The following is a 26,444-nucleotide window of genomic DNA, read 5'->3' on the forward strand; positions in this document are numbered from 1 at the left end:
TGATGCGCCCGGACGTCGGAGGGACAGATCATGCGTTTCCGGGTGCACCAGCGCCGAGCAGCCGCGCGCACGGCCGCCGTGGGGACCGTCGCGGCGGTGACGCTCGGCGCGATCCTCACGTCGGGAGCCGCGAGCTCCCGCGCGGTGGACGCGCCGGCGAACGAGACCCTGCAGTTCGCCGCGGTCTCCGTCCAGAGCATCCGGCTCAACGTCGGGGCCCCGGCCGTGACGACCGGTGACCGCCTGGTCTTCTCCCACACGCTGACCAAGGCCGGGAAGACCGAGGGCCTGTCCGGCGTCGAGTGCATCCTCACGTCGGTGACGAGTTCGAAGGCCAAGGACAAGCAGAAGGCGGCCACGAGTGCGCGCTCCCACTGCATCGCCACCATCGTCCTGACGGACGGTCAGATCGCTGCTCAGGGCCTGACGGCGCTGACCGAGCCCGGCGGCAACTTCGAGCTCGCCGTCACCGGCGGAACCGGCCGGTTCACCGGCGCCGCCGGGACGCTCCGCAAGGGCGGCGGCAAGGACAAGGGCACCTACACGATCACCCTCGTCCCCCGCCGATGAAGCTGAAGAAGCCGATCCTCGCCGGGATCGGCGCGCTCACCGCCTTCGCGATCATCGCCGGCCCGCTCGCGCTCGCCCGCAAGGACAACGACCCCCGCGTCGTGGCCCCCACGCCGCGGGTCCTGACCGCGACCGAGCAGCTCAGCAAGGACCGCGACATCCGCCCCACCGGCTCCAGCCTCGGCGACGAGTTCGTGCTCAGCCAGTCCCTGGCCGAGGGCGGCGTCGCCATCGGCACCGCGGACACCTCCTGCACGTTCGTCCGCGTCGTCCGCGAGGACGGCAAGGCGGCGCCGCTCGCCATCAGCCTCCAGTGCACCGGCGTCGCCGAGATCGGCCCGGACCTGCTGCTGTTCCAGGGCGTCAACTCGTTCTCCCCGACCTCGCCCAGCGTCAGCCGCTTCGTCGTCACCGGCGGCACCGGGAAGTTCCGCGACGCCCGCGGCGAGGTCCGTGTCACCGAGACCGGCAAGGGCACCAGCGCGATCGCCCTCGACCTCGCCTGAGCCCCGCCGCGGGGGCGGCTAGGAGGCGAGGTAGCCCAGCAGGTCCTGGCGGGTGAGAACGCCGACGGGCTTGCCGTCGTCGAGGACGACGACGGCGCCGGCGTGCTCGAGGTCGTGGATCGCCTGGGAGACCGGCTCGCCGGAGCCGATGATCGGCAGCGGGGGCATCATGTGCTGCTCGAGGCGGTCGGAGAGGGAGGCGCCGCCGGCGAAGAGCTTGTCGAGCAGGTCGCGCTCCCCGACGGCGCCGACGATCTCGGCGGCCATGACCGGCGGCTCGGCGCGGACGACCGGCATCTGGGAGACGCCGTACTCGCGGATGACGTCGATCGCCTCGCGGACCGTCTCGTTCGGGTGCATGTGCACGAACTCCGGCGTCGGGCTGCCGGCCTTGCGGGCAAGCACCTCACCCACCGTCACTCCCCCCGCCGCAGAGCCGCCGGCGGAGATGAAGCCGTAGTCGGCCATCCAGTCGTCGTTGAAGATCTTCGACAGGTAGCCGCGGCCGGAGTCCGGCAGCAGGACGACGACCACGTCGTCGGGTCCGGCCTTCTCGGCGGCGCGGAGGGCGCCGGCGACCGCCATGCCGCAGGAGCCACCCACCAGCAGGCCCTCCTCCCGGGCCAGGCGGCGGGTGAGGGTGAAGGAGTCGGCGTCGGAGATCGCGTAGATCTCGTCGGCGATCTCGCGGTCGTAGGTGGACGGCCAGAAGTCCTCACCGACGCCCTCGACCAGGTACGGCCGACCGGTCCCGCCGGAGTACACCGAGCCCTCCGGGTCGGCGCCGATGATCTTCACGCGGCCGTCCGAGACCTCCTTGAGGTACCGCCCGACGCCGCTGATCGTCCCGCCGGTGCCCATCCCGGCGACGAAGTGCGTCACGCGGCCCTCGGTGGCCTCCCAGATCTCCGGGCCGGTCGTCTCGTAGTGCGACCGGGGGTTGTTGGGGTTCGAGTACTGGTCGGGCTTCCAGGCCTTCGGACGCTCGCGGACGAGCCGGTCCGAGACCGAGTAGTACGAGCGCGGGTCCTCGGGCGCCACCGCGGTCGGGCAGACGACGACCTCGGCGCCGTACGCACGCAGGGTGTTGATCTTGTCGGTCGAGACCTTGTCCGGGACGACGAACACGCAGGAGTAGCCCCGCTGCTGGGCGACCAGCGCCAGCCCGACGCCGGTGTTGCCCGAGGTCGGCTCGACGATCGTCCCGCCCGGCTGCAGCGCGCCGCTCTCCTCCGCGGCGTCGATCATCCGCGTCGCGATCCGGTCCTTCACCGACCCGCCGGGGTTGAAGTACTCGACCTTGGCCAGGACCAGCGGCGCCAGGCCCTCCGTGACGCGACTCAGCTTCACCAGCGGCGTGTTCCCGACGAGGTCGATCAGTGACTCCACGTAACGCAACGCGTGCCCTCCCCTTCTCCCGGTGACCAGCTCACCTGACCGGACGTCCGGCCGATCAGTGGATCACCCGAACGTCTCGACCTTCGTCAGGAACGTGCAACGGAATGTCAATTGCCCAACGCCACCCTAGGGCCGGGACCTACGTTCGGAATCCGGACTCTCCCTGGTGTCGGCACCAGGGACGGGCCGGACGGACGAGGCAGCCGGGGGGGCTTCTCGCACGTCGAGGAGGTGCGCGATGACGCGTAACTTGGGCACGCGGATGCTGCAGGCAGCCGCGCTGGGGAGCACCGGCGTGGCTCTGACCGGCGCCGGGCTGGTCGGCGTCCTGTTCACCGAGGCCAAGCTGGCCCGCCACTGGGTGGGCAAGCCCACCGGCGAGCCGCCGTTCGCGGACGGTGTCTACGGCTCCGGCCGCGGGCGCGAGATCTCCATCGCCATGCTCGGCGACTCCATGGCCGCCGGCCTCGGCGTCGCCACCGCCGCCGAGACCCCGGCCGCCCTGATCGCCACGGGACTGTCCGAGCGCGCCGGCGCTCCGGTCCGCCTCACCAATGTCGCCAAGGTCGGCGCGCAGAGCTCGGACCTGGACCGCCAGGTCGACCTCGCCCTCGCCGCGCGGCCCGACCTCGCGCTGATCATGATCGGCGCCAACGACGTCACCCACCGGATCCAGCCCTCGCTGGCCTGCGCGCAGCTGCAGGCGGCCGTCCGCCGCCTGCGCGCCACCGGCTGCGAGGTCGTCGTCGGGACCTGCCCCGACCTCGGGACCGTCGAGCCCATCGCCCAGCCGCTGCGCTGGATCGCGCGCCGCTGGAGCCGCCAGCTCGCCGCGGCGCAGACGATCGTCGTCGTCGAGGCCGGCGGCCGGAGCGTCTCCCTCGGCGACCTGTGCGCCGGCGCCTTCCGCGAGAACCCCCGCGAGATGTTCTCCGCGGACCGGTTCCACCCCTCCGCCGCCGGCTACGCCGCGGCGGCCATGGCCATCGTCCCGTCGGTGAGCGCGGCCCTCGGGCACGTCCCCGCCGGCGAGGTCGTCCTCGACCCGGCCCGTGAGGAGGGCATGCTCCCGGTCGCGTTCGCCGCGGTCGAGGCCGCCGACCGCCCCGGCACCGAGGTCGCCCCCGCCGAGGCCGTCCGCGTCGAGGGTGGCCGCGTCGAGGGTGGCCGCCGCTGGGCGTTGCTCCGGCACCGCCGCCGCACCGAACTCCCCGCGGGCGAGAGCACCGAGACCGCCGAGACCGCCGACGAGCACTCGACCGCGACGGCTGCCTGAGTTCGTCGGACCGGCGCGTCAGATCTGGGCCCGCAGGGCCCGGGTCCGCTCGGTCAGGGCCGCCAGGACCTCGCCCAGGGGCCCGCGGGCGCCCTGCCACCAGACGTGTGTGCCGGAGTCGAGCCCGGCCGCGGCGGCACCGAGGTCGTGCGCGGTGACCGTCACCTGATCGGCGACGGCGAAGACACTCAGCGTGGGGACCGGGCGCAGCGCCGGTGGGGTCTTCCCGGCCCGGCCCTCGATGCCGGCCGCGGCGTCCGCGAGGTCCTGCGCGAGGGCGTGGGCCGCGTCGGCGACCCTCCTCAGCCTGCTCTCAGGCATTCGGCGCAGTCGGTCGGCGATCTCGGCGATTCCGGCCGTTTCGCTCCACGCCGGGTTCGACCCGGCGTCAGCGCCGGTGTCGGTGTCGTTCACCGCAACGTCCTCCGTTCGGCCCCGTGTCGTCACCGAAGCCGAGGGTATGAGCAGCGCTGCGCCCCGCCCGCAGACGGCGCGGGCGGGGCTGCCAGACGAACGCGCCGGACCGGCGCGAGGAAACGGAGGTCGACGTCGATCACACCTTGTGCGGCCGGTCGGCGTCGGGCACCCTCGTACCACCGGCAAGCCCAGTTCGTTCGTACCTTCGGTCCACCCCGATTACGCGACGTGAGAGGCGGTCCCATGTCCCTTCACCACTCCGAGGAGACGCATCAGAACCTGTTGGCCCGGGTTCCCGGGTGCACAGGACGAGAACTCCCCGAGTGGTTCCGCGAACTTGAGGAAGGCCCCTCCTTCCTGAGGTTCGACGAGCGGGTGACGTGGCTGCAGGACGAGCACGGTCTCGCCCACGGTCACGCCACCGCGATCGTGCACGAGCACGATCTCAAGCGCGCGCAACGCTCGTTCCTGTAACGAGCCGCGCGAGCCCGCAACGCGGATCGGCCCCCGACCTTCCGGTCGGGGGCCGATCGCGTTACTGCGTTCGGGTGACTGCCGGAGTCACGGCGGTGCTACTCGCTGCGCAGGATGCTGATCAGACGGAGCAGCTCCAGGTACAGCCAGACGATCGTGACGGTGAGGCCGAAGGCCGCACGCCACGACTCGATCTGCGGGGCGCCCATCCGGATGCCGTTCTCGACCATGTCGAAGTCGAGGGCGAGGAACAGGCTGGCGAGCACCACACCGATCGCCGCGGTGGCGAGACCCATGCCGCCGCCCCAGGCGTTGAAGCCCGAGTCGAACAGGTGCAGCAGCAGGTTGCCGAACATCAGGATCATGTAGGCGACGGTCGCCGCGATCAGGATCTTCGTGAAGCGGGCGGTGACCCGGATCTTGCCGCTCTTGTAGAGAGCGAGCATGACGCCGAAGACGATCGCGGTGCCGGCCACGGCCTGCACGACGACGCCGTCGAGGTTCGGGTCGGACGTCTCGATGGCGCGGGAGACCGCACCGAGGAAGACACCCTCGACCGCCGCGTAGGCCATGATCAGCGGCGGGCTCGGGACCTGCTTGAACGAGTTCACCATCGCGAGGCCGAAGCCCACGAGGGCGGCGACGATCGCGAGGCCGAAGCCGACCTCGGCGAACCACGCCGCGGCACCGGTGGCCACCGCGATGACGAGCAGCAGGCCGGTGCGGGAGATGACGTCGTCCAGCGTCATCGGCTGGGTCGAGACGGGACCGGACGGCGAGAACTGGCGCCGCAGGCCGTCGGGGGCCTGGGTCTCCGGTTCGGTCCGGAACGTCGCGTAGCCGTTTCGGCTGAACACGTCCTGGCGGGAAAGGACGGGGTTCGAGCTTTGCATGGGAGGGCACCTCCGTGGGCCCGCAGGGTGCTGGACCGATGCCCAGCGTAGGGGTCTGCTATTTCCAGAACGCGGAACTACCCCGGGGCGTTCCGGGACGGGGCTGTGACGTGGATATGGGTTCGCGGTGCGAACTCTTCCAGGTCGGGCTCAGGACCGGGACGCGGCCGCCGCGGCGTCGGCCTGCGCGATGAGCAGCGCGGCCAGGCGGCGGGCCTCGTCCGGGAGCAGGTAGCTGGACAGCTCCAGGTACCGGCCGGACTCGTCGGTGTCGGCCTGGTCCGTCAGGCCGAGGACCACGTAGTGGGTCTCCTCGGGCGTGCCCGGATCCATCTCGTGGCCGCCGACGGTCAGATAGGTCCGGTGGTCGTCCTTCGGGATCAGCGCAGCGCTGTAGTCGGTCGGGCTGACGATCTCGCTCATGTGGGCCTCACCCCGCGTCAGCGGTGCTTGATCAACTGTTCCTGATCGAACTCTGCTTGATCAAAAACGGGCATCTACCTGCGCAAATGCCGTCTTTAAGGGGTATCACAAAAATTCGTTGATCGTGCTTCCGCCACGCCGCTGCCCGGTGTAGGGCGTGTCATGCCGACGGGACGACGAAGGCCCCGAACCGTCCGGTCCGGGGCCTTGTCCATGACGCTGCGTGACGTCGTTTCGCGCGCTCGTCAGCCGGTGCGCTGCGGGCCGATGAGGCGCCGCTGCGCGGTGTCCCAGCGCTTCCAGGCCGCATCCAGGTTGTCGGACATCTCGGCCAGGGTGAGCCCGGCGTAGGTGTCCTCCCCGGCCTGGGTGGTCTTGGTGATGACGCTGATGGCCCGCACGACCTCGGAGTACGCCATCGCGGCGTCCTCGAGGTCCCGGGCCTCCTGCACCGGGTCCACGGGACCGCGCTGCTCGATCAGCTTGCCCGCCGGCGCCGCGGTCTCGGACGCCTCGGACGTTCCGGCCACGACCTCGCTCCGGGCCCGACCGAAGCCCAACTTGGTCTTTCCGCTCATCTGAAGCCCCCTTCAAACCCGGAGAACCGGGTACCCATCGTGACGTACCCGGCACTCTCCGCCGCGTACTGGACACTGGTGTCGCGAAACTGCTGTGACGGGAGAGGTTCGGCGCTCCCCCACGCCGGCGTTCTCCCCGAGACGTCCAGATTGCTCCCCGACGCACCCTTTCCGGATCAGCCGAGCGGGCACAAGCTCCCTCAACCGTTCGGCCCAGCCGGCCCGTCACGCCGCGTGGACCGTTGCTCCGGCCCGATCATGTGCCTCGTGCGAACACCGGCCCGGACCGTGCTCACCGTGGCGACGGCAGTGCTGCTCGGCAGCACTGCGTGCGACCCGGACACCGCCGGCCCGGGCGCGGCCGACGTGCGCCCCGCGCCGGCACCGAGCGCCGTGTCCGGCTCGGCGCGGGCGGCGCTGGCGACACTGGAGGTCAAGGGGCGCGCCCCGCTGACCGGCTACGAACGCGCGGCCTTCGGCCCGGCCTGGGCCGACGTCGACCGCAACGGGTGCGACACCCGGAACGACGTCCTGCGCCGGGACCTGCGCGCGGTCGTCCTGCAACCGGGGACGCGGGATTGCGTGGTGCTCTCCGGTGTCCTCGATCCCGAGCCGTACACCGGACGCACCGTGAACTTCGTCCGCGGCGAGCAGACCAGCCCGCTGGTGCAGATCGACCACGTCGTCGCGCTCGCCGACGCCTGGGTCACCGGCGCGTTCGCGTGGGACGCCGAGCGCCGCCGCGTGTTCGGGAACGACCCACTGAACCTGCTCGCCGTCGACGGCACCGACAACAACCGCAAGGGCAGCGGTGACGCCGCGACCTGGCTTCCCCGTGCCGCGTACCGCTGCGCCTACGTGGCCCGCCAGATCGCGGTGAAGGCGAAGTATCGGCTGTGGGTGAAGCCGGCCGAGCGGGACGCGATGAACCGTGTCCTCGCCTCCTGCCCGGACCAACCGGTCCCGACGACCTGAGCCTCAGTTCGCGCGCGGGTCGAGGACCTGACCGACGAAGACCGGGGCGCCGGTGGCGGTGTCGACGATCACGAACGCGAACGGCCGGTCGACGGTGAACACCACGGGCGGGTCGACGGGGACCGAAGTGACCCCGATGCCGAGCGCGGTGACGGCGGAGGCGACGGTGCCGAGTTCGTCGACGGTGATGTTCGCCTTGTGTTTCGCCTGCTGGACGAACAACTGACGGTCCGTCGAGATCCCGGAGAGGTCCGCAGCGGTCGGGTCGAAGACGGCGCGGACACCGAGGATCGACATCAGCGGCTTGAGGTCGAGGTCGGAGCCGAAGTCCCAGCGGGGCATGGTGACGCGGGCACGCACCGGCTTGGTCTTCGCCGCCGCGGCGAGGACGCGCGGGGTGATCAGGTCGGCCGGGGTGTTCTTGCCGGTCGGGAGCAGGACGCGCATCGCGAGCCGGTCACCGAAGTACGGCAGCTCGACGGCGGAGAACCCGTCACCCTCGACGTGCGCGACCTGCGTCTCCAGCGACATCGTGGGGACCTGCACGTTCTGGCCGGCCACGGCGAAGGGCCGGTTGCCGACCTCCCGAAACGGGGTGGCCCAGTCCGCGTCGAGGTGGACGGCGTTGAGCAGCACCAGCACGGTCTGCGGGTCGAGCTCCTCGAGAATCCTCGGGATCCGGCCGGCGGTGTGCTCGGCGGCCCAGGCGTTGACGGCGTCCACGGCCTGCTGGGTCGCGCTGAAGTCGATCGTGCGCAGCTCGCCGCCGAACTGCTCGGTGAGGGTGCGCAGGAAGTTCTCGCCGTAACCGAAGCCCCGCTGGGTGAACAGGCCGTTGGCGATCTGCAGCGTCGGCGCCGACGGCGGCGGGTTTCCCTCCCCCGTCGGCGGGGCGGGCGGCGGCGTGGCCGGGCCCTCGGTGACGAGCGCCTGAGTCAGCGCGTTGAACGCGGCCGCGAACCCGGCAGGTAGCCCGAAGGCGCCGTCGAGCTCGGCGGCGGAGGTGCCGTTCGCGCCGACCCGCAGCATCGCGAACGCGTACGCGATGCTCAGCGGTGAGAAGACGAGGTTCTCCTTGGCCTTCGTGGCGTGAAACAACTCGGCGGCGAAGGCGTCGAGACCGCTCACGACCGGGCCGACGGGCGCGTCCGCCGCCGGGGCGAGGCGCGTCGCGCCGGCGACCTGGACCACCGCATCGGACGTCATGTCGTCTCCCCCGCTCCCGCCGCACGCCGTCAGTGCCGTCGCCACCGCCAGGCCGAGCGCGAGCGCGCGCCCGCGTCCGGTCGTCGCTGTCCGCCGCATCGCGTCCGCCTCCCCGGGGTCGCCGTCCTCTCATCCTGGACGACGTTGCGAGCCGGAGCGTTCACCCGCGCGGGGGTCAGGCGAATTGGGGCAGCACCTTCGCGCCGAAGGCGTCGAGGAACGCGGCCTGGTCGCGGCCGACCTGGTGCAGGTAGACGCGCTCGACGCCGAGTTCGGCGCAGCCGGCGAGCACCTCGGCGTGCCGGCCGAGGTCGGACGAGAGCACGACGCTGTCGGTCAGGGCCGAGACGGGGATGTACTCGCTGGCGGCGTCGAACTGCGCGGGGAGTTCGAGTTCCTCGTTGAGGTTCGGCGGAAGCGCGTTGATGCGCCACTGGTCGAGGGCCTGCGCCTCGACCTCGTCCTGGGTCTCGGCCCAGGAGAGGTGGACCTGCACGTGCACCGGCTTGCCCGCGCCGCCGCCCTCGCGGAAGGCCTCGACGACCGTCGGCAGGTCCGGGCAGTGGACGGTGATGAGGCCGTCGGCCCACGCGCCGACCTCGCGCGCGGTCGCGGGGCTGAGGGCCGCGGCGAACAGGTCGGGGGTGTGCGCGGGGCGGCTGTACAGCTGCGCGGCGCGGACGCGCACCAGGCCGTCGGCGTCGGCGGTCTCGCCGGCGAGGAGGCGCCGCAGGATGTCGGCGCACTCGCGGAGGCGGGCGTTGCGGACGGGCTTGCGCGGCCAGACGTCGCCGGTGACGTGCTCGTTGAGCGCCTGCCCGGAGCCGAGCGCGACGGTGAGGCGACCGGGCCACATCTCGGCGACGGTCGCGATCGCCTGTGCGAGCACGACCGGGTGGTACCGCTGGCCCGGCGCGCTGACGACCCCGTAGGGCAATGAGGTCAGCGCCATCGCGGAGCCGAGCCAGCTCCACGCGAACCCCGACTGGCCCTGCCGTTCGCTGAACGGCGCCAGGTGGTCCGAGGAGTGGATCGCCCCGAACCCCGCCGCCTCCGCGTGCAACGCCAGGGCCAGCAGTTCCGACGGCGGGAACTGCTCGTGCGAGGCGTGGTAGCCGATGTCCACCGGGTCCCCCTACCCGCGGGGGAGCAGTTACTCGCAGACGATCCCGTCGCTGTCGGCGTCGCGGTACCAGTCGTACTCGGGGTCCGTGCCCCGGTAGTACGGGCCGTACCCGGCGCGCTTGGCGTCGGTGCAGTACGAGAACCGGGGGTCGAGCTTGCCGCTCGAACCGCCGCCGCCGCCCGAACCGCCGGAGCCGCCGCTGCCCCCACTGCTCGAGCCCGTCGAGATCTTCGCCTTGCTGACCTTGATCGTCACGTTCTTGCAGTCACCGGCGACGCGGCGCAGCGCGTTCTTCTCGGTGCGGTCGACCTTGAGCGACCAGCGGATCTTCACCGCGACCCACTCGCTGACGTAGCGGCAGCGGTTCTTGGCCGGCAGCCACTCGGCCGGGTCGCGGTCGCCCTTGGACTGGTTGACGCGGTCGGTGACGGCGACGAGCGTGCGCTTGTCGCCGAGGTCGTTGGCGTAGGCCTTGCGGGTCGCGGCGTTCCACTTCTTCGCACCCGAGTCCCAGGCCTCGGCGAGCGGGACCAGGTGGTCGATGTCGACCGCGTCCGCGCTGGTCCAGGTCTTGCCGTCGAAGTAGGACTTCCACTTGCCGCTGACGACGGTGCAGGAGCCGGTGACCTTCTTCGCCGACTCCAGCCGCAGCACCTCGGAGCGGGTGTCCTGGCAGTCGCGGTCGGCGTCGGTCCAGTGGGAGAACTTCGACCGCGCGTACCCGGAGCGGGTCTCGGTCGCGACCGGCAGACCGCTGATCGCCTTCGTCAGCTTGACCGACACCTTCTGCACGGCCGTCGTCGTGACGGGCTGCGCGGACGCGGCCTCCGCCGGCGCCCCCAGCAGCAGCGTGCCGCTTGCGATCAGCGTTGCGGTGAACGTGCCGGCGACAGCACGGCGTGCAGCAGCACGACGAACACAGAGCATGAAGTCCCCACCCAGAACGGGCGCGCCTCCCCTGGGCGCGCTCGTTCTTCAGGGTCGGTGGGGACCGCGGCACGGTGAGTCCACCGAACCGGCGGAGCCGCTCGCCCGTTCCGGCGGACTTTCCTGGGCCGAACGGCCGACGTCCTCGCTGCGAGATGCTCCGTGGAGCCACTGGACGAGTTGCAACACGAGATCACTCGTGAGGCGGCCGGATCGCCTCAGCTGTTGCAACTCGTCCACTCAGTGCATGGACGCGACGGTCAGGACCGGTTGTAGGTCCACGGGGGCGCGTCCGGACCCACCGGGCAGGTGCAGCCACGCTCCAAGCCCGCAGACTCCGTCGCGCGGCAGTAGCGAGCCGCGATCTGGTCGTGCTCGTCCTCGGCGTGACCGCAGTGGCACAGCTCGGTCGCCGGGGACGCGCTCACCGAGGTGATCATGTGCGCTCCCTTCCCCTGGACTGCGCGAGGGGAGGTACAGGTGCACCGCCCCTGTCCTTGCACCATACGTGGCTTTCGCAGTTCCGGGGCGATCGGCGACTCGCGCGCAGAACGCACTGCCCAGAACAGAACGCAGTGCCCAGGACGGGACTCGAACCCGTACGACCTTGCGGTCAGCGAGGTTTAAGGTCGCCGATTCCGGTTCGTGACGGTCCATCGACGTCCGTCTTGCAGATCGGGCCATCATCCGGACGCGGACGTACATGTGCGGACCCAGACGAATTGCTACTGGAATTGCTACTGAGAGAACGCACTGAGCTTGGCGGCGGGTGGGACTCCGATCGAGCGCGGCACTTCACACAGGACCCGCAGTTGAAGGTTACGCCGTACCACGGCGGACCGCTCGATGCATCCCATGGATCTGGCGGTGACCGCCCAAACCCCGAAGGAGTAAACAGGCCGCGCGGAGGGATCAAACGACCGGCCCTCATGTCAGATTCAGAGCGGAGCACATCCCGCCGCAGGGGTTGTCACGGCTTCGCAGGCCTCCACGAGGGGCCGCCAGAGGGGATGCACGTCGCCGGGAACGACGATATACGCCCGCTTCCGGGCTCGCGTGAGGACGACGTACAGGAGTCTGGAGAGCGTCGGATAGGGAGCGGGCTCTCGGCCGTGGTACTCGTCAGGCTGGAGCAGCAAAACTGTCGCGTCCGCCTCACGGCCCTTGGTCTGGTGGAGATTCATCACCTGCACCGGGTGCGGACGCACCCCGGTGTCGCCGAGCAGGGCGTTATGGCGGGCCCGTTGAAGGTGTTCTTCGACGTTGGCGAGCGGCTGCCCTTGCGCCAGCAATCGCACAGCCCCCCGCGTCTGCCGCGCGGCCTCGCTCCAGGTGCGCTGGCCGCGATGGGTGCCCAACCGGGTGTAGGCCTCGGCGATCACCTCGCCGAGACGATCGACATCGAGTGGCGCTCCCGCCGTCGTGAGGTCCCCGGCCACGCACTTGAGTGCTCGTTCGAACGCCGGGTTCGACCGGTCGAGGACCTGCTGAGGTAGCGCAACTGTCCCGCGATAGTTCGATGCGATGAAGACCGCGAGAGCGGCTCGGCCTCCGGGGCTCCCATCGAGGGCGTAGCGCAGCATCGCGAACTGCGCGTTCAGCGCCTCACCGTAGGACTCCGACAGGCCAACCTGTTCGTGTCGCAGATTCGCGGCACTCAACGCGTCCGAGAGTTCTGTGGCTGCCACGTTCGTATGGGTGAAGACGCTGACGGAGTGGCCGGCGCCCCGTTCCTGTTGGACGATTTCGAGGACCCGAGCGACCCGGCCCTCATCGCTCGTTCGGTCCACGACCAGGCGCCCGCCCGCCACTGCGGCGGCTAGGGCCGGGTCGGTAAATCGTCGCGCTCGGGCAGCGTCGGCGGCCGCTGGCAGGACCCCGGACGGGTCGCGGTGACTGGCCGCCGGCAGATCGATCCTCAGCGCCCCCGGCAGCGCCAAGGCCTGCGCGATGCGTGCCTCGGGGTCAATCTTCTTCAGTTCGGCGTAGATGCATTGGTTCAGGTCGCCCAGAAGGATGCGACGCGCTCGTGGGGCGACGGTCTGCAGGAAGTGCCACTCTTCGTCGTCGGTGTCCTGGAATTCGTCGCAGATCACTAGGGAGTATCGGCGGGCGTAGTGGGCGGCGACGGTCGGATTCGCGAGGATGACGTGCGCGGCGGGAATCAGGTCGTCGTAGCGCATGCCGGCGGACGTTCCGAGGACCTTGCGCTCGGTCTCCGATGCGATGCGCAGGGGTGACGGGTATCCGTAGCTGGCGCCGAAGTCGCTGACGATCCGCCAGGCGAGGCCGTCGAAGGTCAGCACGTCGATCCGGTCCATCAGCGGTCCGAGCACGTCGGCGGCTCGGTCGATGATCTGGGCGACTGCGGTTCGGGAGAATGACAGGAATAGGGCGCGCGCTCGCGGTGGGAGCCGGGCGACGTTACCGGCGAGGGTCATGTCGCGCCGTTGTTGCTCTCGGGCGGCGTCGGCCGCGCGGAGGTGAGAGGCACAAGCGGCCGCCGCGGTGGTTGTTTTCCCGGTTCCGGCGCCGCCCAGCACGATGGCCACTGGCGCGCCGGTCGTGATGACGTCGACTTGGGTGCCGACCGGAACGTACGTCACGGTCCGCCCACGGGAGCAGGTGAGCTCGGCGGCGGGGGTACCAGTTGGATCGTCTTGGGCGAGGCGTTTGCGTTCGCGGGTTTGGCGGCCACCGCTACGACAGTCAGCGCAGTGTCGAGGACGGGCGGCAACGAACCGTGCTCCTCCACGATGACCTCGAGGAGCTGCTCGTGCATTGCCTTCTTATGCAGGGTCTGAATGAGCGCTTTCTGGACCTCGAGGTCAGCCTTGCCGACAGCCGGGTCGTCTATGCCGTAGGCGGGAAGGATTGCGGCGGCCTTGCGCAGGACTGGGACGGGCATGCCTGCAAGAAGGGCCGCCTCGATCGCCATCGTCTCCGGCAGACGAACCACGCGGTCGCACGCTGCCTCGATCTCGGCTAGGGCCCCGCCAATTTTCTTGGCGGGATCACCGTCGACGAGGGCGATCACGCGAAAACCCAGACTACGGGCGAGTTGGGCGACGCGGGGAACTTGGCCGGCGCCGCCGCCTGTCCCCGTGTCTGCCGAGATCAACCGGACGCCCGACGCCGACAGCGGTGCTTTCTTCGCGGCGCGGTAGCGGTCCGCGCATGCGTAGACGGTGAGGTCGTGCGGGCCCTCGGCAATCACGACAACCGGTGCCGTAACCGCGGGAAGGAGCTGTGCGTGCAGTAGCCGACGCAGTGCCACTTCCTTCTTGTCCGTCGGCTCCGGAACCAGATGGTGGGTGCGGCCCGCCGAGCTTCGGCTTAGACGTACCAGCTCGCCTGGCGCGAAGGCCCGGGCCACCTCGGGCCGGCGCGTCGTCAACCACACCTGGCCCGATCCTGCCCGCAATACCGCCGCGAGATGCTCGGCTGTGGCGGCGTCCAGCCCATCACCGAAGTCGTCACCAAGAACAACCGCTCCCTCCACCGATGCTGCGAGTAGAAGCGCTTCAGCGGCGGCAAGTACGGCTGCTGCGGTGGACCCGTGGCTCGACAGCGTCAGGAGACCTGCGTCGTCGAGATCGAGCGCGGGCTGCACCGCACGCAGCAGCGCCGAGAGGGACCCATCCTCCGGCCGGAATCGAACCGTTGCCGCGGTCGGCGGTACATCGGCAAGGTGGCCGCTCAATCCGCCTGATGTCAGGACCGCGTCAACGGTTCCCGCAATCGTCGGGTCGGCCGACAGATTGTCTGTGGCCGAGGCCACCGCCTCGCTCAGCGCGCGGAACGCGGCCGACGCAGCAGCGGCGTCCCGGTCAGCAATAAGTCGGCGCAGTACGCCATCCGCTCGCAACTGGAGCGGCCGTGCCGAGTTCAGAACCACCACGGGTAATGCCCGTCGCACCGCGGCGGGAACGCGCGAGTATCGGTCCGCTGCCGGACTGCTACGCACTGGGAAGAACACGACCTGGTCAAGTGCGTCGGCCTGCGGGTCATAGCTCACGCGGTAGGCCAGCCTTACGCCCAGTGTTGCGTCAGGAGCCGCGTTTCCGGAGACGTCCACCTGCCCATCAGCGTCGAGAGGTTCCAGGAACCCGTCACACAACTGGGCCAGTTCAAAGTCGAGATCGACCAGAGTCACCTCTACCTCGGCGTACGGGGCGACTGTGACGGTCTCCACGACAGCGCCGACATCGGCGTCACCGCCGTCATCGTCGATCTGCTCGTCATCGGAGGCGGCCACGAAATCCGTCAGCGCGGCATCTTCGTCCTCAACCTCCGGAGACGGCTCAACCTCACCGGCAGCAGTCGGCATCCGCTTCTGGCGAACGTCCGCCAACGAAGGCTGCGCTCGAAGCGAGGCAGGATCGAGCAATCGAGTCAATGCGACGATCACATCGGTGCGTCCGGCACGCGGGACCCCGGCCAACAGCACGTGACCGCGCGGCCGAAGATCGAGCGTCGACCAACCACGGAAGTCGTGCAGGCGAAGGCGCGAAACTCGCACCAGATCCTCCCCCAGCATCGGTGTCATTTGCTCGAGCGGGATGCTCCATGGCCGCACCTCGCTTCCGGCAGGATTCCACTCTCGCGTGACAGCTTGCCAGCGCGGCAGGCGGATCACGAGCCTCCGCTGGTCGCGTGGGAATCGAGTCTCAGAGCCCACTGATTCAGCAGAGGTCCCCCGGGTGAATCGTGAACCACAATCTCGAAGCCGCCCGAAGCCCTGCTACAAGCCGATAACGCTCTCAAGACGACGAGGTTCGTCCTCGCGAACCTGGAGGGCCTTGACGGATGACCCCGCCATAAGTGCGCGGAACGAGAGTCTCCGGGACGGGGCGGATGCCGGACTAGACGTCGGTTCTGACAGTGTGTCAGACCAATCGACCTCTGGGTCGTGAGCTGAGATCTGGGCCCTCATCGCGCACACAGTGCAGCATGAGATCAGCCCATTTCCGCAGGTCAGGACGGCTGAGTCCCCGGGAGTGGTGTAACTCCGGCCCCTGGTCGTGACCGTGTTCGTGTCGGTCACCGACGTTGAAGGGCCACCGCGTGAGGCTCTGTGAGAACCGACCAAAGTCACTCACGGAACGGACTCACACGATGGCCCTAGACGATTCTGCCCTGCTCGAAATGATCGAGATGCTCCGCACCGCCGACGGCGGTGAGCTCATGCGCCGCCTGCTCGGTGGGGTCCTGCAGGCGGTGGTCGATGCCGAGGCGAGCGAGCACATCGGCGCCGGTCTGCACGAACGCACGCCCGAGCGGGTCACCCAGCGCAACGGGACCCGGGACAAGCTGGTGACCACGACCGCGGGGGACCTGACGGTGAAGATCCCCAAGCTGCGCTCCGGGTCGTTCTTCCCGGCGCTGCTCTGCCCGCGCCGGCGCATCGACGTCGCCCTGCACGCGGTGGTGATGCAGGCCTACGTCGAGGGCGTGTCCACCCGCCGCGTCGATGACCTGGTCATCGCGATGGGCGGGACCGGGATCAGCAAGAGCGAGGTATCCCGGATCTGCGCCCAGCTCGATGCCGAGGTCGCGATCTGGCGCACCCGGACCCTGGACCACATCGCCTTCCCCTACGTCTTCCTCGACGCCACCTACTGCAAGGTCCGCCTGAACGGGCGCGTGGTCTCCCAGGCCGTCGTGATCGCCACCGGCGTCAGCGCCGACGGGCGCAGAGAAGTCCTCGGCTGCGCGACCGGGGACAGCGAGACCGAGGCGTTCTGGAAGGCGTTCCTGCGCGAGCTGCGCGAACGCAACCTCGGCGGGGTCCAGCTGGTCATCAGCGACGCCCACGCTGGCTTGGTCAACGCCGTCGGGGCCGTGCTGCAGGGCGCGAGTTGGCAACGATGCCGGGTGCACTTCATGCGCAACGTGCTAGCCAAAGTGACCAAGGGACACTCCGAGATGGTCGCCGCGACCATCCGCACGATCTTCGCCCAACCCGGCCCGGACGAGGTCCGCGCCCAGGTCGATCTGGTCGCCGACATGCTCACCGGGCAGTTCCCCGAGGTCGCCGCGATGCTGCTCGAGGCCAAGGCCGACCTGACCGCGTTCGCCGATTTCCCCCAAAGCCACCGGGCGAAAATCTGGTCCACGAACCCGCTCGAACGCCTCAACCGCGAGGTCAAACGGCGCACCGACGTCGTCGGCATCTTCCCCAATCCTGCCGCCCTGCTCCGCCTCTCCAGCTGCGTGCTGATCGAGGCCCACGACGAATGGCAGGACAGCGACCGCCGCTACCTCTCCGACGAATCCATGGCCCTGCTCAACCCGCCCGCACCGACCGCACTCAAGCCCCGCAGGACGACCGCAAGGAAGGCGATTACCGCTACGGCATAGTTGCTCTCACTCGCAGAGCACCACGCGACGAGTTACACCACTCCCCGGGGCACGACCGGTCAGGACTTTGGAACACGTCCGCACAGGTCCACGTAGATCCCCTTGCGTCCAAAGAAGTTCGCGAACATTCTGCGAACATGGAGCCGCAGGAGACGCCGTGCCGTACGTGAGAAGACGCGTTCTCAGCGACGGCCGGATCCGCCACTTGGCGTTGTACCGCGATCCCACAGGACGCGTCCGCTCCGCCGGCACCTTCACTTCCGACCGGGAAGCTCGCCAAGCCGCCCGCCGCGCGGAGAGCAGCGTGGAGACAGGGTCCTGGTTCGATCGGACCTCTGGCCAGACGAGCTTCCGTGACTACGTCGAGCAGACCTGGTGGCCGAGTCGCCATCTAGAGCTCACCACGAAGCAGTGCTATCGCTCCTACCTCGACAGGCACTTCCTGCCGTTCTTCGGAGACCTCCCGATGGCGAAGGTCCTCCCGTCGACCGTTCAGGCGTGGGTCACGAAGGCGGTAGCGGGCGGGCTGTCCGCACGGAGCGTCGTGAAGTACCACGTGATGCTGCACAGCATCTTCAAGCGGGCAGTGCGCGACCGGATTATTCCGTACAACCCCTGCGCCGAGACCGAGCTCCCGAAGGTCGTCTCCCGCAAGCTGCCGACACTCACTCCGGAAGAGTTCGACCGCCTACTTTCGGCCGTCCCTGCTCGCTGGGGAGGACTCGTCCTTACCGCGATCGAGACCGGCGTTCGCTGGGGAGAGCTCATCGCCCTGCGGCCGCGCCACGTCGACTTCCTCCGACGCACCATCAGTGTCGAGGAGACAATCGTCGAGCTGTCGAAGAAGAACTCCCCCACCGGCGAGCGCATGGTCGTCAAGCCCTACCCGAAGAACAATGAGCCCCGAACGATTCGGGTCGGCCAGGACTTGCTCAACGTGCTTGCTGCCCGTGTCCAGCACCTCGGACTTAGTCGCGACGACTTGTTGTTCCCCTCCACCGAGATCGCCGGCGGTTCTCCGGTCTCCCGCAACACCTTCCGCACCAGAGTGTGGCTACCAGCGCTAGAGAAAGCCCAACTTGGCCACCACGTACGAATGCACGACCTACGGCACGCCCACGCCTCCTGGCTGCTAGCCGGCGGCGCCGACCTGAAGACTGTCATGGACCGCATGGGCCACAGTCAGATCCAGACCACACAGAAGTACCTCCACACCCTTCCCGAGGCCGACGACCGAGCGCTGGCCGCGTTCCACCGCACGCGGGGACGACAGCACGGAACCACGTGAGGTACGCCGCCAATCATGGGCGACCGCACCCGCGAAAGTTAAAGTTCCGACAGGTGAGTCCGCTCAGGTCCGAGTGACCGAACAACGACGAACGCCGAAGGATGTCGGCGATCTGCTACCAACCCTGCTACCAAATCTGCTCCGAGTACCCGGAAGCTCGGCGACCCACCGAGATTTCCCGACTCACGGGTCTTCCAGGCTCTGCCACGGCCGCGCATGGGGGCATCCGCAGGACGTTTTCCCTGGACACGCCCGCAAACTGCGGGATCTGCTCTGCCAGCCATGCGGTGGCCTCGCCGAAGGTGCCAGCCACGTCCACACCCGATACGAAACATACCGCGCGCGCCACATGAGACATCGCGTTCGCGGCCTCGTCACGTTGCCCGAACCGGTGTGACTTCGAGCCAGGGTGTGCCATCAAAGCAAGATCGGTTTCCGCGAGACTAGCCTCGACGCCCGGATCGTGACCTGCACTACGCCCTGGAACGATCGGTCTGACGTAGCGTCAGTACGCGCTCTTGGCGAGAAGTAGAGGGGGTCGTCGGCGACGCCGCGAAGCAACCGGACGAGGCCCAGGTGCACCGTGCGCAGCGGGTTGAGCAGCATCTCCATCGGGCCGATCAACAGCAACCGGAAGGCCGGTGGATTGGCGGAGCCCCTTGTCGATGGAGTTCGTCACCGGTCGCCGCTATTCGACCGTCGGTTGCCTCGCCTGAAGCGCGAAGAGGCGATTCGAGCAATCTACTACCGTTGATAGTACGATTCCGAGAGTCGCAAAGGGAGGGCGCGGATGGCGAAGCCGGGCAGTGCCGACCCGCCGCCGCGGGCATCACCCCCCAACGCCAGCGAGATCTGGGAAGTCGCGGCAGAGGCGCGCGCGGACGAGCTTGCGGCTGCACGGCGCTCGGGCGTTCGGCGGTGTCGTGCGCCGGAAATCCATCGAATAAATCATAGAATTGGGGTATGCCGCGTACGGGACGTCCCAAGGCCGAGTTGGCGCTCACCGCGGAGGAGCGTGAGCAGCTGCTGCGCTGGTCGCGGCGGGCGAAGTCGGCGCAGGCGTTGGCGTTGCGGTCGAAGATCGTGCTGGCCTGTGCGGGCGGGGTGGATAACAAGAGCGTGGCCGCCCAGTTGGGTTGCACGCAGGCGACGGTGGGTAAGTGGCGGGCGCGGTTCGTCGAGCATCGCCTGGACGGGCTGGCCGACGAGGTCCGTCCGGGACGCCCGGCTTCGATCACTGCCGATCAGGTCGAGGACGTCGTGGTCGCCACCTTGGAGTCGACGCCGGCGAATGCGACGCACTGGTCGCGGGCGAAGATGGCCGAGCGCAGCGGGCTTTCCAAGTCCACGATCGGGCGGATCTGGAAGGCCTTCGAGCTCAAACCGCACCGGGCCGAGGGGTTCAAGCTCTCCACGGATCCGCTGTTCGTGGAGAAGGTCTACGACATCGTGGGTCTGTACCTGAACCCGCCCGAGGCCGCGGTCGTGCTCAGCGTGGACGAGAAGTCCCAGGTCCAGGCACTGGCCCGCTCCCAGCCGGCGTTGCCGATGATGCCCGGCATGCCGGAGAAGCGGACCCACGACTACATCCGCCACGGCACCACCAGCCTGTTCGCCGCGTTCAACATCGATGACGGCACCGTGATCTCCTCGCTGCACCGCCGCCACCGGGCGATCGAGTTCAAGAAATTCCTGGCCAAGATCGACGCCGAAGTCCCCGACGATCTGACGGTGCATCTGATCTGCGACAACTACGGAACCCACAAGCACCCCTCCATCGCCACCTGGCTGGCCAAGCACCCCCGGTTCCACATGCACTTCACCCCCACCTACTCCTCCTGGATCAACCAGGTCGAGCGGTTCTTCGCCTACGTCACCGCGGACCTGCTCCAGCGCAGCGACCACCGCAGCGTCCAGGCCCTCGAGGCCGACATCCGCCGATGGGTCAAGGCGTGGAACCAAGACCCCAAGCCCTTCATCTGGACCAAGACCGCCGAGGAGATCCTCGAATCACTTGGCAGACTTATTAAACGAACTACCGGCGCAGGACACTAGTAACCGCCGACAATCCTGGTGTGTGGCAAATGGCCGCGATGCCGGAGGCCAAGCGAGGATTCGCCCGCGCGGTGCTGCGCTACGCGGAGGCCAGCTCCACCACGCCGCCCCCGATGGATCTGCGCCCCGACGAGTTGAGCGGGCGTCAGGCCAGCTACGAAGACCTGGTCTACGCCGGATCCCGTCCCCGGCCCACAGGCGAGCCGGACCGGGTGCACGACCTGACGCTGACCTCGAACAGCCGGATCAACGACCAGCGCTATCCGGACGCGGACCCCCTCGAGGTCGCCGCCGGGGAGCTGGTCCGCATCCGCCTCACGAACACCGCCACGATCGGCCACCCGATGCACCTGCACGGCCACCCGTTCTGGGTGGTCACGGCCGGAGGAAACGGGCCGCTGAAGGACACGGCGCTGGTGGGTCCGAACGGCGGCGTGGCGAGCTTCGACTTCGTCGCGGACAACAACGGAACCTGGATGTTCCACTGCCACAACCACTACCACATGGAAAACGGCCTGGCTCGACTGTTCGACTACGCCTGACGGCACCGACAGAGGTCCACCGAAATGGCGGCCTCGGCGGATAGCGGCGAAACCCTGAAGGATCATGCGGGCGCTTCGTACCATTTCGCCGTGCCTGCCCGCCCCTCCTCTGCCCTTCCGCGGTTCGACCACACGTAGGGAGCCGACATGCGCCACCGACGTGTCGCCGCCGTGATCGGCGGTGCGGTGCTGCCCTTGATCGCGAGCCTGTTCGCGGTCGCAACAGCCGCACCGACGGAGCCCACCGGCGCCGGGGCGCCGGCCCGATTCACGGCGGCGCTCGCCGACGCCGCCTACGCCTGCCCGCACCTGCCACCCGGTGTTCAGGCCGCGGTGATCGACGTCGAGAGCGACTGGGACCCGCTCAAGGAAGGACCCAACGGCACCAAGGGACTGGCCCAGCTCTCGCCGCGGATGTGGGCGGCGTGGGGCGAGGACGCGGACGGCGACGGCGTCAACAGCCCACTGGACTCCGCGGACGCGATCGACACCCAGGCCCGCATGCTCTGCCAGTACTACCGCCAGGCGGTGCAGTCGCCGATGCGGGGCGACCGCCTCTCGCTCGCCCTGGCCGCCTACCGGCTCGGGTGGAACCGGCTGGAGCAGGTCGGCGGGCTCGCCCAACTGCCGGTGACGCGTTCCTACATCGCGGACATCAAGAATCTGGCCCCGTTCTACGCCCGCGGTCTCGGCGTCGTGAACAGCTCCCGGTCGCTCTACACGCCGCTGCCGAACCCACGCACCCCGGCGAGCGCCGTCCGCTGGGCGCGCTCGATGGCGGGTGACTACGGCTGGCTCGGCCTGTGCTTGAACTTCACGGCGCAGGCGTACGGCTGGGACCACTCGGGGACCCGGTATGCCATCGACCACTGGCTGTTCACGCCTAACTCGATGCGCCACCACAGGCAGCGCAACGCGCCCGCCGGGGCCTTGATGTTCTGGGACACTGGCCTCCGAGCCGGCCATGTCGCGCTCTCCCTCGGGAACGGCTACATCGCCACCAACGACGTCATCACCCCCGGCCGGATCAGCATCGTGCCGGCGACGACGATCGACGAGCGGTGGAACGCCCGCTACCTCGGCTGGACCCCGCCCTATTTTCCCGACGGGGTGTAACCCGCCCTCCGGACAGCACGCAGTCCGGCCCGCCCGGCGGCCGAAAGTCTCAGCGACCTCGGATCTACTACGCTGTTTAGTAGAGCGGTCAGCGCGGCCGCTGACGGTGCGCGAGTCGAGGTGAGCTGTCCTGCGGTCACGTGCGGAGCGACGCAAGAGACGCGGCAAAGCGGATCGCGATCCCGTACTCCTGAGCCTGGTGCTTGCGGCCGGCGTTCTGACCACGACCGCCATGGGAGCGTTGGTCCTCCGCGGCTGGGACGCGCAGGGCGACGGCGGCGGGCCACCGCCCGAGCTCTTCGGCACGGTCACGAGCACGCCCACAGCACGTCATGTGGATAGGAGGGTGCAATACGAGCAGACCCCTCCGGCCGGCGGCGACCATGCGGCTGCCTGGCTCAACTGTGGGACCTACACCAAACCGGTGCCCAACGAGATCGCGGTTCACTCACTCGAACACGGCGCGGTGTGGATCACCTACCACCCCAAACTCGCCGTGACCGACCTCGCTCGCTTGCTCGACGTCGTTCCGCTGGACTACACGATCATGTCGCCCTATCCACGGCTACCCGCCCAGATCGTCGTGTCCGCGTGGGGCCGGCAGCTCACGATGTCCAATCCGGCGGACCCGAGGTTGCTGGAGTTCATCCGACGGTACCGGCTCGGCCCCCAAGCGCCGGAGTCCGGAGCACCCTGCGCCGGCGGGGTCAACGGCTGAGGCCCGCCTAACGCACGACTCCTATGGTCGGTAGTAGATTGGGTCCGCCGTCGTCACTGCAGCACGGGAGTCCACCTTGAGTCCGAAAACCCGCTCCGGCAGCAAGGCGAAGTCGAGCACGCGGCGCCCAACAGAGGTCACCGACGATCGACGCGCCAAGGTCGAGGCACTGCGGCATGAGCAAGCCCGCAAGGACCGCCGCCGCACCATCGCGGCGGCCGTGGTCGGAGTAGCGACGGCGGGGCTATTCATCGCCGCCATCGCGGTCGCGGTCAGCCGCGACGACGACGGCGCCGTCGTAGCTAGTGGCGAGATCCCGGGCGTCCAGACCTTCACCCCCGAAGCGGGCCACGTGCCGACGCCGGTGCAATACGCGCAGACCCCGCCGGCGGGAGGCGAGCACGCCGCTGCCTGGCTCAACTGCGGGACCTACACCGCCCCGGTGCCCAATGAGAACGCGGTGCACTCGATGGAGCACGGAGCCGTCTGGATCACCTACCGCCCCGACCTGCCCGCCGCTCAGGTCACCAAGCTGAAGAACGCCATGCCCGACTCCTTCGGCGTCCTGTCGCCATACCCGGGCATCGCCACTCCGGTGGTCGCTTCGGCCTGGGGCCGCCAGCTGCCGCTCGAGAGCCCGGACGACCCGCGGCTCGGCGAGTTCATCCGCGCCTTCCGTCTCGGCGACCAGGCGCCCGAGCCCGGCGCGCCGTGCACGGGAGGCGTCGACGGCCGGGAGGCCCCGGCCGTCGGTGGATCCTGAGGTGCAGCTCGACCAAGCCGGCCCGCGTTCCCCGCTCCGGGAGCGGCGACGCGGCGGCCTTCGATGGCCGCTCATAGTGGGAGCCGTTTTCCTCGTAGCGGCCGCGGGAGTGTTGCTGGGGCTGCGACTCGACACCGAGGAAGCGACCGTTCCGCGAGACGACTCGGCCGCGGCCGGATTCGCGCGGGACATGCAGGCCCACCACGCCCAGGCGGTGGAGATGTCGATGATCGTCCGTGACCGCACCGACGATCCGGAGATCCGCACACTCGCCTACGACATCGCCCTCGGCCAACAACAGCAGATCGGGCAGATGTTCGCCTGGCTGCAGCTGTGGGGCCTTCCGCAGACGGGCGAGGACTCCCGCATGGCGTGGGCTATGGCGGCGCACCCCGGTTCGATGACGTCCCCCGGCAGCGGCACCACAACGATGGATCACCCGATGCCCGGCATGGTCCGCGCCGCCGACGTCCAGAAGCTGGCCACGCGGACAGGTCGCGACGCCGAGGTGTGGTTCCTCAAGCGCATGATCGAGCACCACCGCGGCGGGGTCGCGATGGCGCAGGCGGCGCTGGCCTTCGAATTGCCGCAGGAGGTCAAGCGGCTGGCCGAGACGATCGTCAACGCGCAGACCGCCGAGATCGAGGTCCTCAGCTCACTCCTCGCGCAGCGCGCCACATAGCTATGACCGAGAATCTGCTCTTGGCCGCGCTCACCCTCGCCCCGGCGATCTGCGTGCTCGTCCTGCTCGGGGCGTCCGGCCGACAACGCCGAAGGCGGCCCCGCCGTCGATGACGAGTCCACGCCCGAGGCCCGCCTTCAGCCTCGCTGCTCTGATGGTCGCCGTCGTTGTCGCCTTCGCGGTCGTCCTCCTGACCGGCGGCGCGTCGGCACCCCCCCAAAGCATCCCGGACCCAGGTCAGTTCACGCGCTGGGGCCTGCCGATCGCCCGGGCCACCCACCACATGGCCGCCGCCGCGACGATCGGGTTGTTGATCCTCGCCGCCACCCTGGTGCCGGCGGCTCCCGGCACCAGAGGCCGCCAGCTCGGAGCACCCGGTCTGCGGGCCGTGCGGGCGGCCGCCGTCTGGGCCGTCGTCTGGGTGTGCGCCGGCTTCAGTGTCCTGGTGCTCACCTACTCCGATCTGGCCGGTGTTTCCCCGCTCTCGCCCGGGTTCGGGGAGCAGCTCCGCTTCTTCGTGACCGAGTTCGACCTCGGTCGTTCCTATGCGGTGAGCACCCTGACAGCGGCCGCCGTGATCGCGGGTTGCCTCCTCGCGACCCGAGTCTCGACCTCGGGGCTGCTCGCCATTGCCTCCCTCCTGGCCCTGCTCCCGTTCGCTCTCACCGGCCATTCCTCCGGCGATGCCAACCACGGCAACGGCGTCACGCTGCAGGCGGCGCACACGATCGGAATCAGCATCTGGGTGGGCGGTCTCGCGGCGCTCCTTCTGATGCGGCATCACCTCGACAACGCCGGGCGCGCCGCCGCGATGCGGTACTCGCGCCTGGCGACGTGGTGCTTCCTGATCGTGACGGCCTCCGGCATCGGCAACGCGATCCTCCGGCTCGAATCGTGGTCCGGACTTCGGTCGAACTACGGCACGCTGCTGATCGCGAAGGCGTGCATTCTCGGCACCGTCGGTTTCCTCGCCGTCCGCCAACGCCGCGCTCTGGTCGCGGGTCCCGCAGAGGACCTGAGCACGCCGCAGCTCCTGCGCCTGGCCCGCGTCGAGGTGACCCTGCTGGCCACCGCCGTCGGGCTGGCCGTCGCGCTGGCGCGGACCATCCCGGGCTCCGACGACGGGGAGGAGCTCCGTCCGCCGCTGGCGTCCCCCCTCGGGTACCCCGTCCCGCCGGAGCTTACGGGGGCACGCTGGTTGACGGCCTGGCGGCCCGACCTGCTGTGGCTCTGCATCGCCGTCATCGCCGCCGGGTGGTACCTGGGCGCCGTGATCCGCCTGCACCACCGCGGCGACCGCTGGCCGGTCCTCCGCCTGCTGTCCTGGCTCGCCGGCTGCGTCCTGCTGGTGTGGGCGACCAGCGGGGCGCCGGGCGCGTACGGCCGCGTGTTGTTCAGCATGCACATGGTGTCGCACATGACGATCGCCATGCTCGTCCCGGTGCTGCTCGTGCTGGCGGCGCCCGTGACGCTGGCGTTACGCAGCCTGCCGGCCCGGACCGACGACAGCCGCGGGCCCCGCGAATGGCTCCTGGTGGCGGTGCACGCGCGCGCGTTCCGGCTCCTCGCCTGGGCGCCACTGGCCGCGGCCAATTTCGCAATCAGCCTCGTGATCTTCTACAACACTGAGCTGTTCGAACTGGCACTACGCACCCACACCGGTCACGTGCTGATGACCGTTCACTTCCTCCTCGCCGGCTACGTCTTCGCCTGGGTGATCTGCGGCCCGGACCCCGGGCCGCGCCGTCCGCCCTACGTGTTCCGCGTCATGCTCCTGCTGGGCACCTTCGCCTTCCACGCCTTCTTCGGCCTCGCCCAGATGAGCAGCACCACGATCCTCGCCGAGTCGTGGTTCTCCGCCATCCCCCGCGGCTGGGGACCCAGCCTGCTGGCCGATCAACAGCGCGGCGGCGGCTTCGCTTGGGGCTTCGGCGACATCCCCGTGCTGGTGATGGCCTTGGCCCTCGGCCGGGCCTGGCTCACCGCTGACCGGCGGGAAGCCCGCCGGCTGGACCGGCGCGCCGATCGCGACGGGGACAGCGACCTTGACGCCTACAACGCCTACCTCGCGCGCCTCGCCGAGGGCAAGGTTGCCAGCCCGCGGGCGGAGGGCCTCGTTCCAGAAATCGGCGATTCCCGATAACATCG

The 26,444-nt window shown here is 69.4% G+C and carries 25 protein-coding genes; 14 read left to right on the forward strand and 11 right to left on the reverse strand.

Annotated features, from left to right (window positions below; translation table 11 throughout):
- The first annotated feature begins 30 nt into the window (after window positions 1-30).
- On the forward strand, window positions 31-570 hold the full coding sequence (locus SPOPO_RS0100705; protein WP_019872869.1) for an allene oxide cyclase barrel-like domain-containing protein: 540 nt from the start codon (window positions 31-33) through the stop codon (window positions 568-570).
- A complete protein-coding gene (locus tag SPOPO_RS0100710) occupies window positions 567-1,076 on the forward strand; it encodes a hypothetical protein (RefSeq protein WP_019872870.1) in 510 nt (169 codons plus the stop codon). The genes SPOPO_RS0100705 and SPOPO_RS0100710 overlap by 4 nt, the downstream gene beginning before the upstream one ends.
- An 18-nt stretch (window positions 1,077-1,094) precedes the next feature.
- Here the strand turns inward: SPOPO_RS0100710 and SPOPO_RS0100715 are convergent, their stop codons facing one another.
- Window positions 1,095-2,474 carry a cystathionine beta-synthase gene (locus SPOPO_RS0100715; protein WP_028984395.1) on the reverse strand — a complete coding sequence of 460 codons (1,380 nt, stop codon included), beginning with the start codon at window positions 2,472-2,474 and terminating at the stop codon, window positions 1,095-1,097.
- Window positions 2,475-2,712: 238 nt separating this feature from the next.
- Between SPOPO_RS0100715 and SPOPO_RS0100720 the strand changes: the two genes are divergently transcribed.
- Window positions 2,713-3,750, forward strand: a complete 1,038-nt coding sequence (locus tag SPOPO_RS0100720; protein WP_033384848.1) for an SGNH/GDSL hydrolase family protein — start codon at window positions 2,713-2,715, stop codon at window positions 3,748-3,750.
- 18 nt (window positions 3,751-3,768) lie between these two features.
- On the opposite strand, the gene SPOPO_RS0100725 is transcribed toward SPOPO_RS0100720, so the two are convergent.
- Window positions 3,769-4,164 carry a hypothetical protein gene (locus SPOPO_RS0100725; protein WP_019872873.1) on the reverse strand — a complete coding sequence of 132 codons (396 nt, stop codon included), beginning with the start codon at window positions 4,162-4,164 and terminating at the stop codon, window positions 3,769-3,771.
- Between the two features lie 246 nt (window positions 4,165-4,410).
- Here SPOPO_RS0100725 and SPOPO_RS0100730 point away from each other — a divergent pair, with 246 nt between their 5' ends.
- Window positions 4,411-4,641 carry a DUF4287 domain-containing protein gene (locus SPOPO_RS0100730; protein ID WP_019872874.1) on the forward strand — a complete coding sequence of 77 codons (231 nt, stop codon included), beginning with the start codon at window positions 4,411-4,413 and terminating at the stop codon, window positions 4,639-4,641.
- 98 nt (window positions 4,642-4,739) lie between these two features.
- Here the strand turns inward: SPOPO_RS0100730 and SPOPO_RS0100735 are convergent, their stop codons facing one another.
- The 3 genes from SPOPO_RS0100735 to SPOPO_RS0100745 all read right to left on the reverse strand — a co-directional run bounded on the left by SPOPO_RS0100735 (window position 4,740) and on the right by SPOPO_RS0100745 (window position 6,535).
- Window positions 4,740-5,534 (reverse strand): Bax inhibitor-1/YccA family protein, encoded by a 795-nt coding sequence (locus SPOPO_RS0100735; RefSeq protein WP_028984398.1) that lies wholly within the window; start codon window positions 5,532-5,534, stop codon window positions 4,740-4,742.
- A gap of 150 nt (window positions 5,535-5,684) precedes the next feature.
- Window positions 5,685-5,957, reverse strand: coding sequence for a hypothetical protein (locus SPOPO_RS0100740; RefSeq protein WP_019872876.1), 273 nt, complete (start codon window positions 5,955-5,957; stop codon window positions 5,685-5,687).
- A 245-nt stretch (window positions 5,958-6,202) separates the two neighbouring features.
- A complete protein-coding gene (locus SPOPO_RS0100745) occupies window positions 6,203-6,535 on the reverse strand; it encodes a hypothetical protein (RefSeq protein ID WP_156869424.1) in 333 nt (110 codons plus the stop codon).
- A gap of 258 nt (window positions 6,536-6,793) precedes the next feature.
- Between SPOPO_RS0100745 and SPOPO_RS0100750 the strand changes: the two genes are divergently transcribed.
- On the forward strand, window positions 6,794-7,510 hold the full coding sequence (locus SPOPO_RS0100750; protein ID WP_084670815.1) for an HNH endonuclease family protein: 717 nt from the start codon (window positions 6,794-6,796) through the stop codon (window positions 7,508-7,510).
- A gap of 3 nt (window positions 7,511-7,513) precedes the next feature.
- On the opposite strand, the gene SPOPO_RS0100755 is transcribed toward SPOPO_RS0100750, so the two are convergent.
- From SPOPO_RS0100755 to SPOPO_RS26660, 6 genes are all read right to left on the reverse strand, one after another.
- The gene (locus tag SPOPO_RS0100755) at window positions 7,514-8,815 is read right to left on the reverse strand and encodes a serpin family protein (protein WP_019872879.1); all 1,302 of its coding nucleotides are present in this window, start codon (window positions 8,813-8,815) and stop codon (window positions 7,514-7,516) included.
- Window positions 8,816-8,891: 76 nt separating this feature from the next.
- On the reverse strand, window positions 8,892-9,842 hold the full coding sequence (locus tag SPOPO_RS0100760) for a TIGR03885 family FMN-dependent LLM class oxidoreductase (RefSeq protein WP_019872880.1): 951 nt from the start codon (window positions 9,840-9,842) through the stop codon (window positions 8,892-8,894).
- Between the two features lie 27 nt (window positions 9,843-9,869).
- The gene (locus SPOPO_RS33390) at window positions 9,870-10,769 is read right to left on the reverse strand and encodes an excalibur calcium-binding domain-containing protein (protein WP_019872881.1); all 900 of its coding nucleotides are present in this window, start codon (window positions 10,767-10,769) and stop codon (window positions 9,870-9,872) included.
- A 260-nt stretch (window positions 10,770-11,029) separates the two neighbouring features.
- Window positions 11,030-11,209 carry an RGCVC family protein gene (locus SPOPO_RS0100770; RefSeq protein ID WP_019872882.1) on the reverse strand — a complete coding sequence of 60 codons (180 nt, stop codon included), beginning with the start codon at window positions 11,207-11,209 and terminating at the stop codon, window positions 11,030-11,032.
- 498 nt (window positions 11,210-11,707) lie between these two features.
- Window positions 11,708-13,375, reverse strand: coding sequence for a UvrD-helicase domain-containing protein (locus tag SPOPO_RS0100775; protein WP_019872883.1), 1,668 nt, complete (start codon window positions 13,373-13,375; stop codon window positions 11,708-11,710).
- Window positions 13,372-15,408 carry a hypothetical protein gene (locus tag SPOPO_RS26660; RefSeq protein WP_245541649.1) on the reverse strand — a complete coding sequence of 679 codons (2,037 nt, stop codon included), beginning with the start codon at window positions 15,406-15,408 and terminating at the stop codon, window positions 13,372-13,374. The genes SPOPO_RS0100775 and SPOPO_RS26660 overlap by 4 nt, the downstream gene beginning before the upstream one ends.
- Before the next feature lie 479 nt (window positions 15,409-15,887).
- Between SPOPO_RS26660 and SPOPO_RS0100785 the strand changes: the two genes are divergently transcribed.
- The 9 genes from SPOPO_RS0100785 (at window position 15,888) to SPOPO_RS26685 (ending at window position 26,439) form a co-directional block, all read left to right on the forward strand.
- Window positions 15,888-17,132: an IS256 family transposase gene (locus SPOPO_RS0100785; RefSeq protein WP_028984399.1), complete on the forward strand. Its 1,245-nt coding sequence runs from the start codon at window positions 15,888-15,890 to the stop codon at window positions 17,130-17,132.
- Between the two features lie 157 nt (window positions 17,133-17,289).
- Window positions 17,290-18,420, forward strand: a complete 1,131-nt coding sequence (locus SPOPO_RS0100790) for a tyrosine-type recombinase/integrase (RefSeq protein WP_019872886.1) — start codon at window positions 17,290-17,292, stop codon at window positions 18,418-18,420.
- A gap of 963 nt (window positions 18,421-19,383) precedes the next feature.
- Window positions 19,384-20,475: an IS630 family transposase gene (locus SPOPO_RS0100800; protein WP_028984400.1), complete on the forward strand. Its 1,092-nt coding sequence runs from the start codon at window positions 19,384-19,386 to the stop codon at window positions 20,473-20,475.
- Window positions 20,476-20,504: 29 nt separating this feature from the next.
- A complete protein-coding gene (locus tag SPOPO_RS26665; protein ID WP_019872889.1) occupies window positions 20,505-21,017 on the forward strand; it encodes a multicopper oxidase domain-containing protein in 513 nt (170 codons plus the stop codon).
- 147 nt (window positions 21,018-21,164) lie between these two features.
- A complete protein-coding gene (locus SPOPO_RS32115) occupies window positions 21,165-22,133 on the forward strand; it encodes a lytic transglycosylase domain-containing protein (protein ID WP_019872890.1) in 969 nt (322 codons plus the stop codon).
- Between the two features lie 232 nt (window positions 22,134-22,365).
- Window positions 22,366-22,851, forward strand: coding sequence for a thioredoxin-like domain-containing protein (locus SPOPO_RS26675; protein WP_084671595.1), 486 nt, complete (start codon window positions 22,366-22,368; stop codon window positions 22,849-22,851).
- A 76-nt stretch (window positions 22,852-22,927) separates the two neighbouring features.
- A complete protein-coding gene (locus tag SPOPO_RS0100820; RefSeq protein WP_019872892.1) occupies window positions 22,928-23,614 on the forward strand; it encodes a thioredoxin-like domain-containing protein in 687 nt (228 codons plus the stop codon).
- Window positions 23,615-23,723: 109 nt separating this feature from the next.
- Window positions 23,724-24,296, forward strand: coding sequence for a DUF305 domain-containing protein (locus tag SPOPO_RS26680; RefSeq protein WP_019872893.1), 573 nt, complete (start codon window positions 23,724-23,726; stop codon window positions 24,294-24,296).
- 154 nt (window positions 24,297-24,450) lie between these two features.
- Window positions 24,451-26,439 carry a bifunctional copper resistance protein CopD/cytochrome c oxidase assembly protein gene (locus SPOPO_RS26685; RefSeq protein WP_019872894.1) on the forward strand — a complete coding sequence of 663 codons (1,989 nt, stop codon included), beginning with the start codon at window positions 24,451-24,453 and terminating at the stop codon, window positions 26,437-26,439.
- Window positions 26,440-26,444: the final 5 nt, after the last annotated feature.

Origin of the sequence: Sporichthya polymorpha DSM 43042 (assembly GCF_000384115.1) — a bacterium.
GTDB lineage: Bacteria > Actinomycetota > Actinomycetes > Sporichthyales > Sporichthyaceae > Sporichthya > Sporichthya polymorpha.

Coding starts and splice junctions, on each gene's coding strand:
- SPOPO_RS0100705 (WP_019872869.1), top strand. CDS start 31: ATGCGTTTCCGGGTGCACCAGCGCCGAGCAGCCGCGCGCACGGCCGCC.
- SPOPO_RS0100710 (WP_019872870.1), top strand. CDS start 567: ATGAAGCTGAAGAAGCCGATCCTCGCCGGGATCGGCGCGCTCACCGCC.
- SPOPO_RS0100720 (WP_033384848.1), top strand. CDS start 2,713: ATGACGCGTAACTTGGGCACGCGGATGCTGCAGGCAGCCGCGCTGGGG.
- SPOPO_RS0100730 (WP_019872874.1), top strand. CDS start 4,411: ATGTCCCTTCACCACTCCGAGGAGACGCATCAGAACCTGTTGGCCCGG.
- SPOPO_RS0100735 (WP_028984398.1), bottom strand. CDS start 5,534: ATGCAAAGCTCGAACCCCGTCCTTTCCCGCCAGGACGTGTTCAGCCGA.
- SPOPO_RS0100740 (WP_019872876.1), bottom strand. CDS start 5,957: ATGAGCGAGATCGTCAGCCCGACCGACTACAGCGCTGCGCTGATCCCG.
- SPOPO_RS0100745 (WP_156869424.1), bottom strand. CDS start 6,535: ATGAGCGGAAAGACCAAGTTGGGCTTCGGTCGGGCCCGGAGCGAGGTC.
- SPOPO_RS0100750 (WP_084670815.1), top strand. CDS start 6,794: ATGTGCCTCGTGCGAACACCGGCCCGGACCGTGCTCACCGTGGCGACG.
- SPOPO_RS0100755 (WP_019872879.1), bottom strand. CDS start 8,815: ATGCGGCGGACAGCGACGACCGGACGCGGGCGCGCGCTCGCGCTCGGC.
- SPOPO_RS33390 (WP_019872881.1), bottom strand. CDS start 10,769: ATGCTCTGTGTTCGTCGTGCTGCTGCACGCCGTGCTGTCGCCGGCACG.
- SPOPO_RS0100770 (WP_019872882.1), bottom strand. CDS start 11,209: ATGATCACCTCGGTGAGCGCGTCCCCGGCGACCGAGCTGTGCCACTGC.
- SPOPO_RS0100785 (WP_028984399.1), top strand. CDS start 15,888: ATGGCCCTAGACGATTCTGCCCTGCTCGAAATGATCGAGATGCTCCGC.
- SPOPO_RS0100800 (WP_028984400.1), top strand. CDS start 19,384: ATGCCGCGTACGGGACGTCCCAAGGCCGAGTTGGCGCTCACCGCGGAG.
- SPOPO_RS26665 (WP_019872889.1), top strand. CDS start 20,505: ATGGCCGCGATGCCGGAGGCCAAGCGAGGATTCGCCCGCGCGGTGCTG.
- SPOPO_RS32115 (WP_019872890.1), top strand. CDS start 21,165: ATGCGCCACCGACGTGTCGCCGCCGTGATCGGCGGTGCGGTGCTGCCC.
- SPOPO_RS26675 (WP_084671595.1), top strand. CDS start 22,366: ATGGGAGCGTTGGTCCTCCGCGGCTGGGACGCGCAGGGCGACGGCGGC.
- SPOPO_RS26685 (WP_019872894.1), top strand. CDS start 24,451: ATGGTCGCCGTCGTTGTCGCCTTCGCGGTCGTCCTCCTGACCGGCGGC.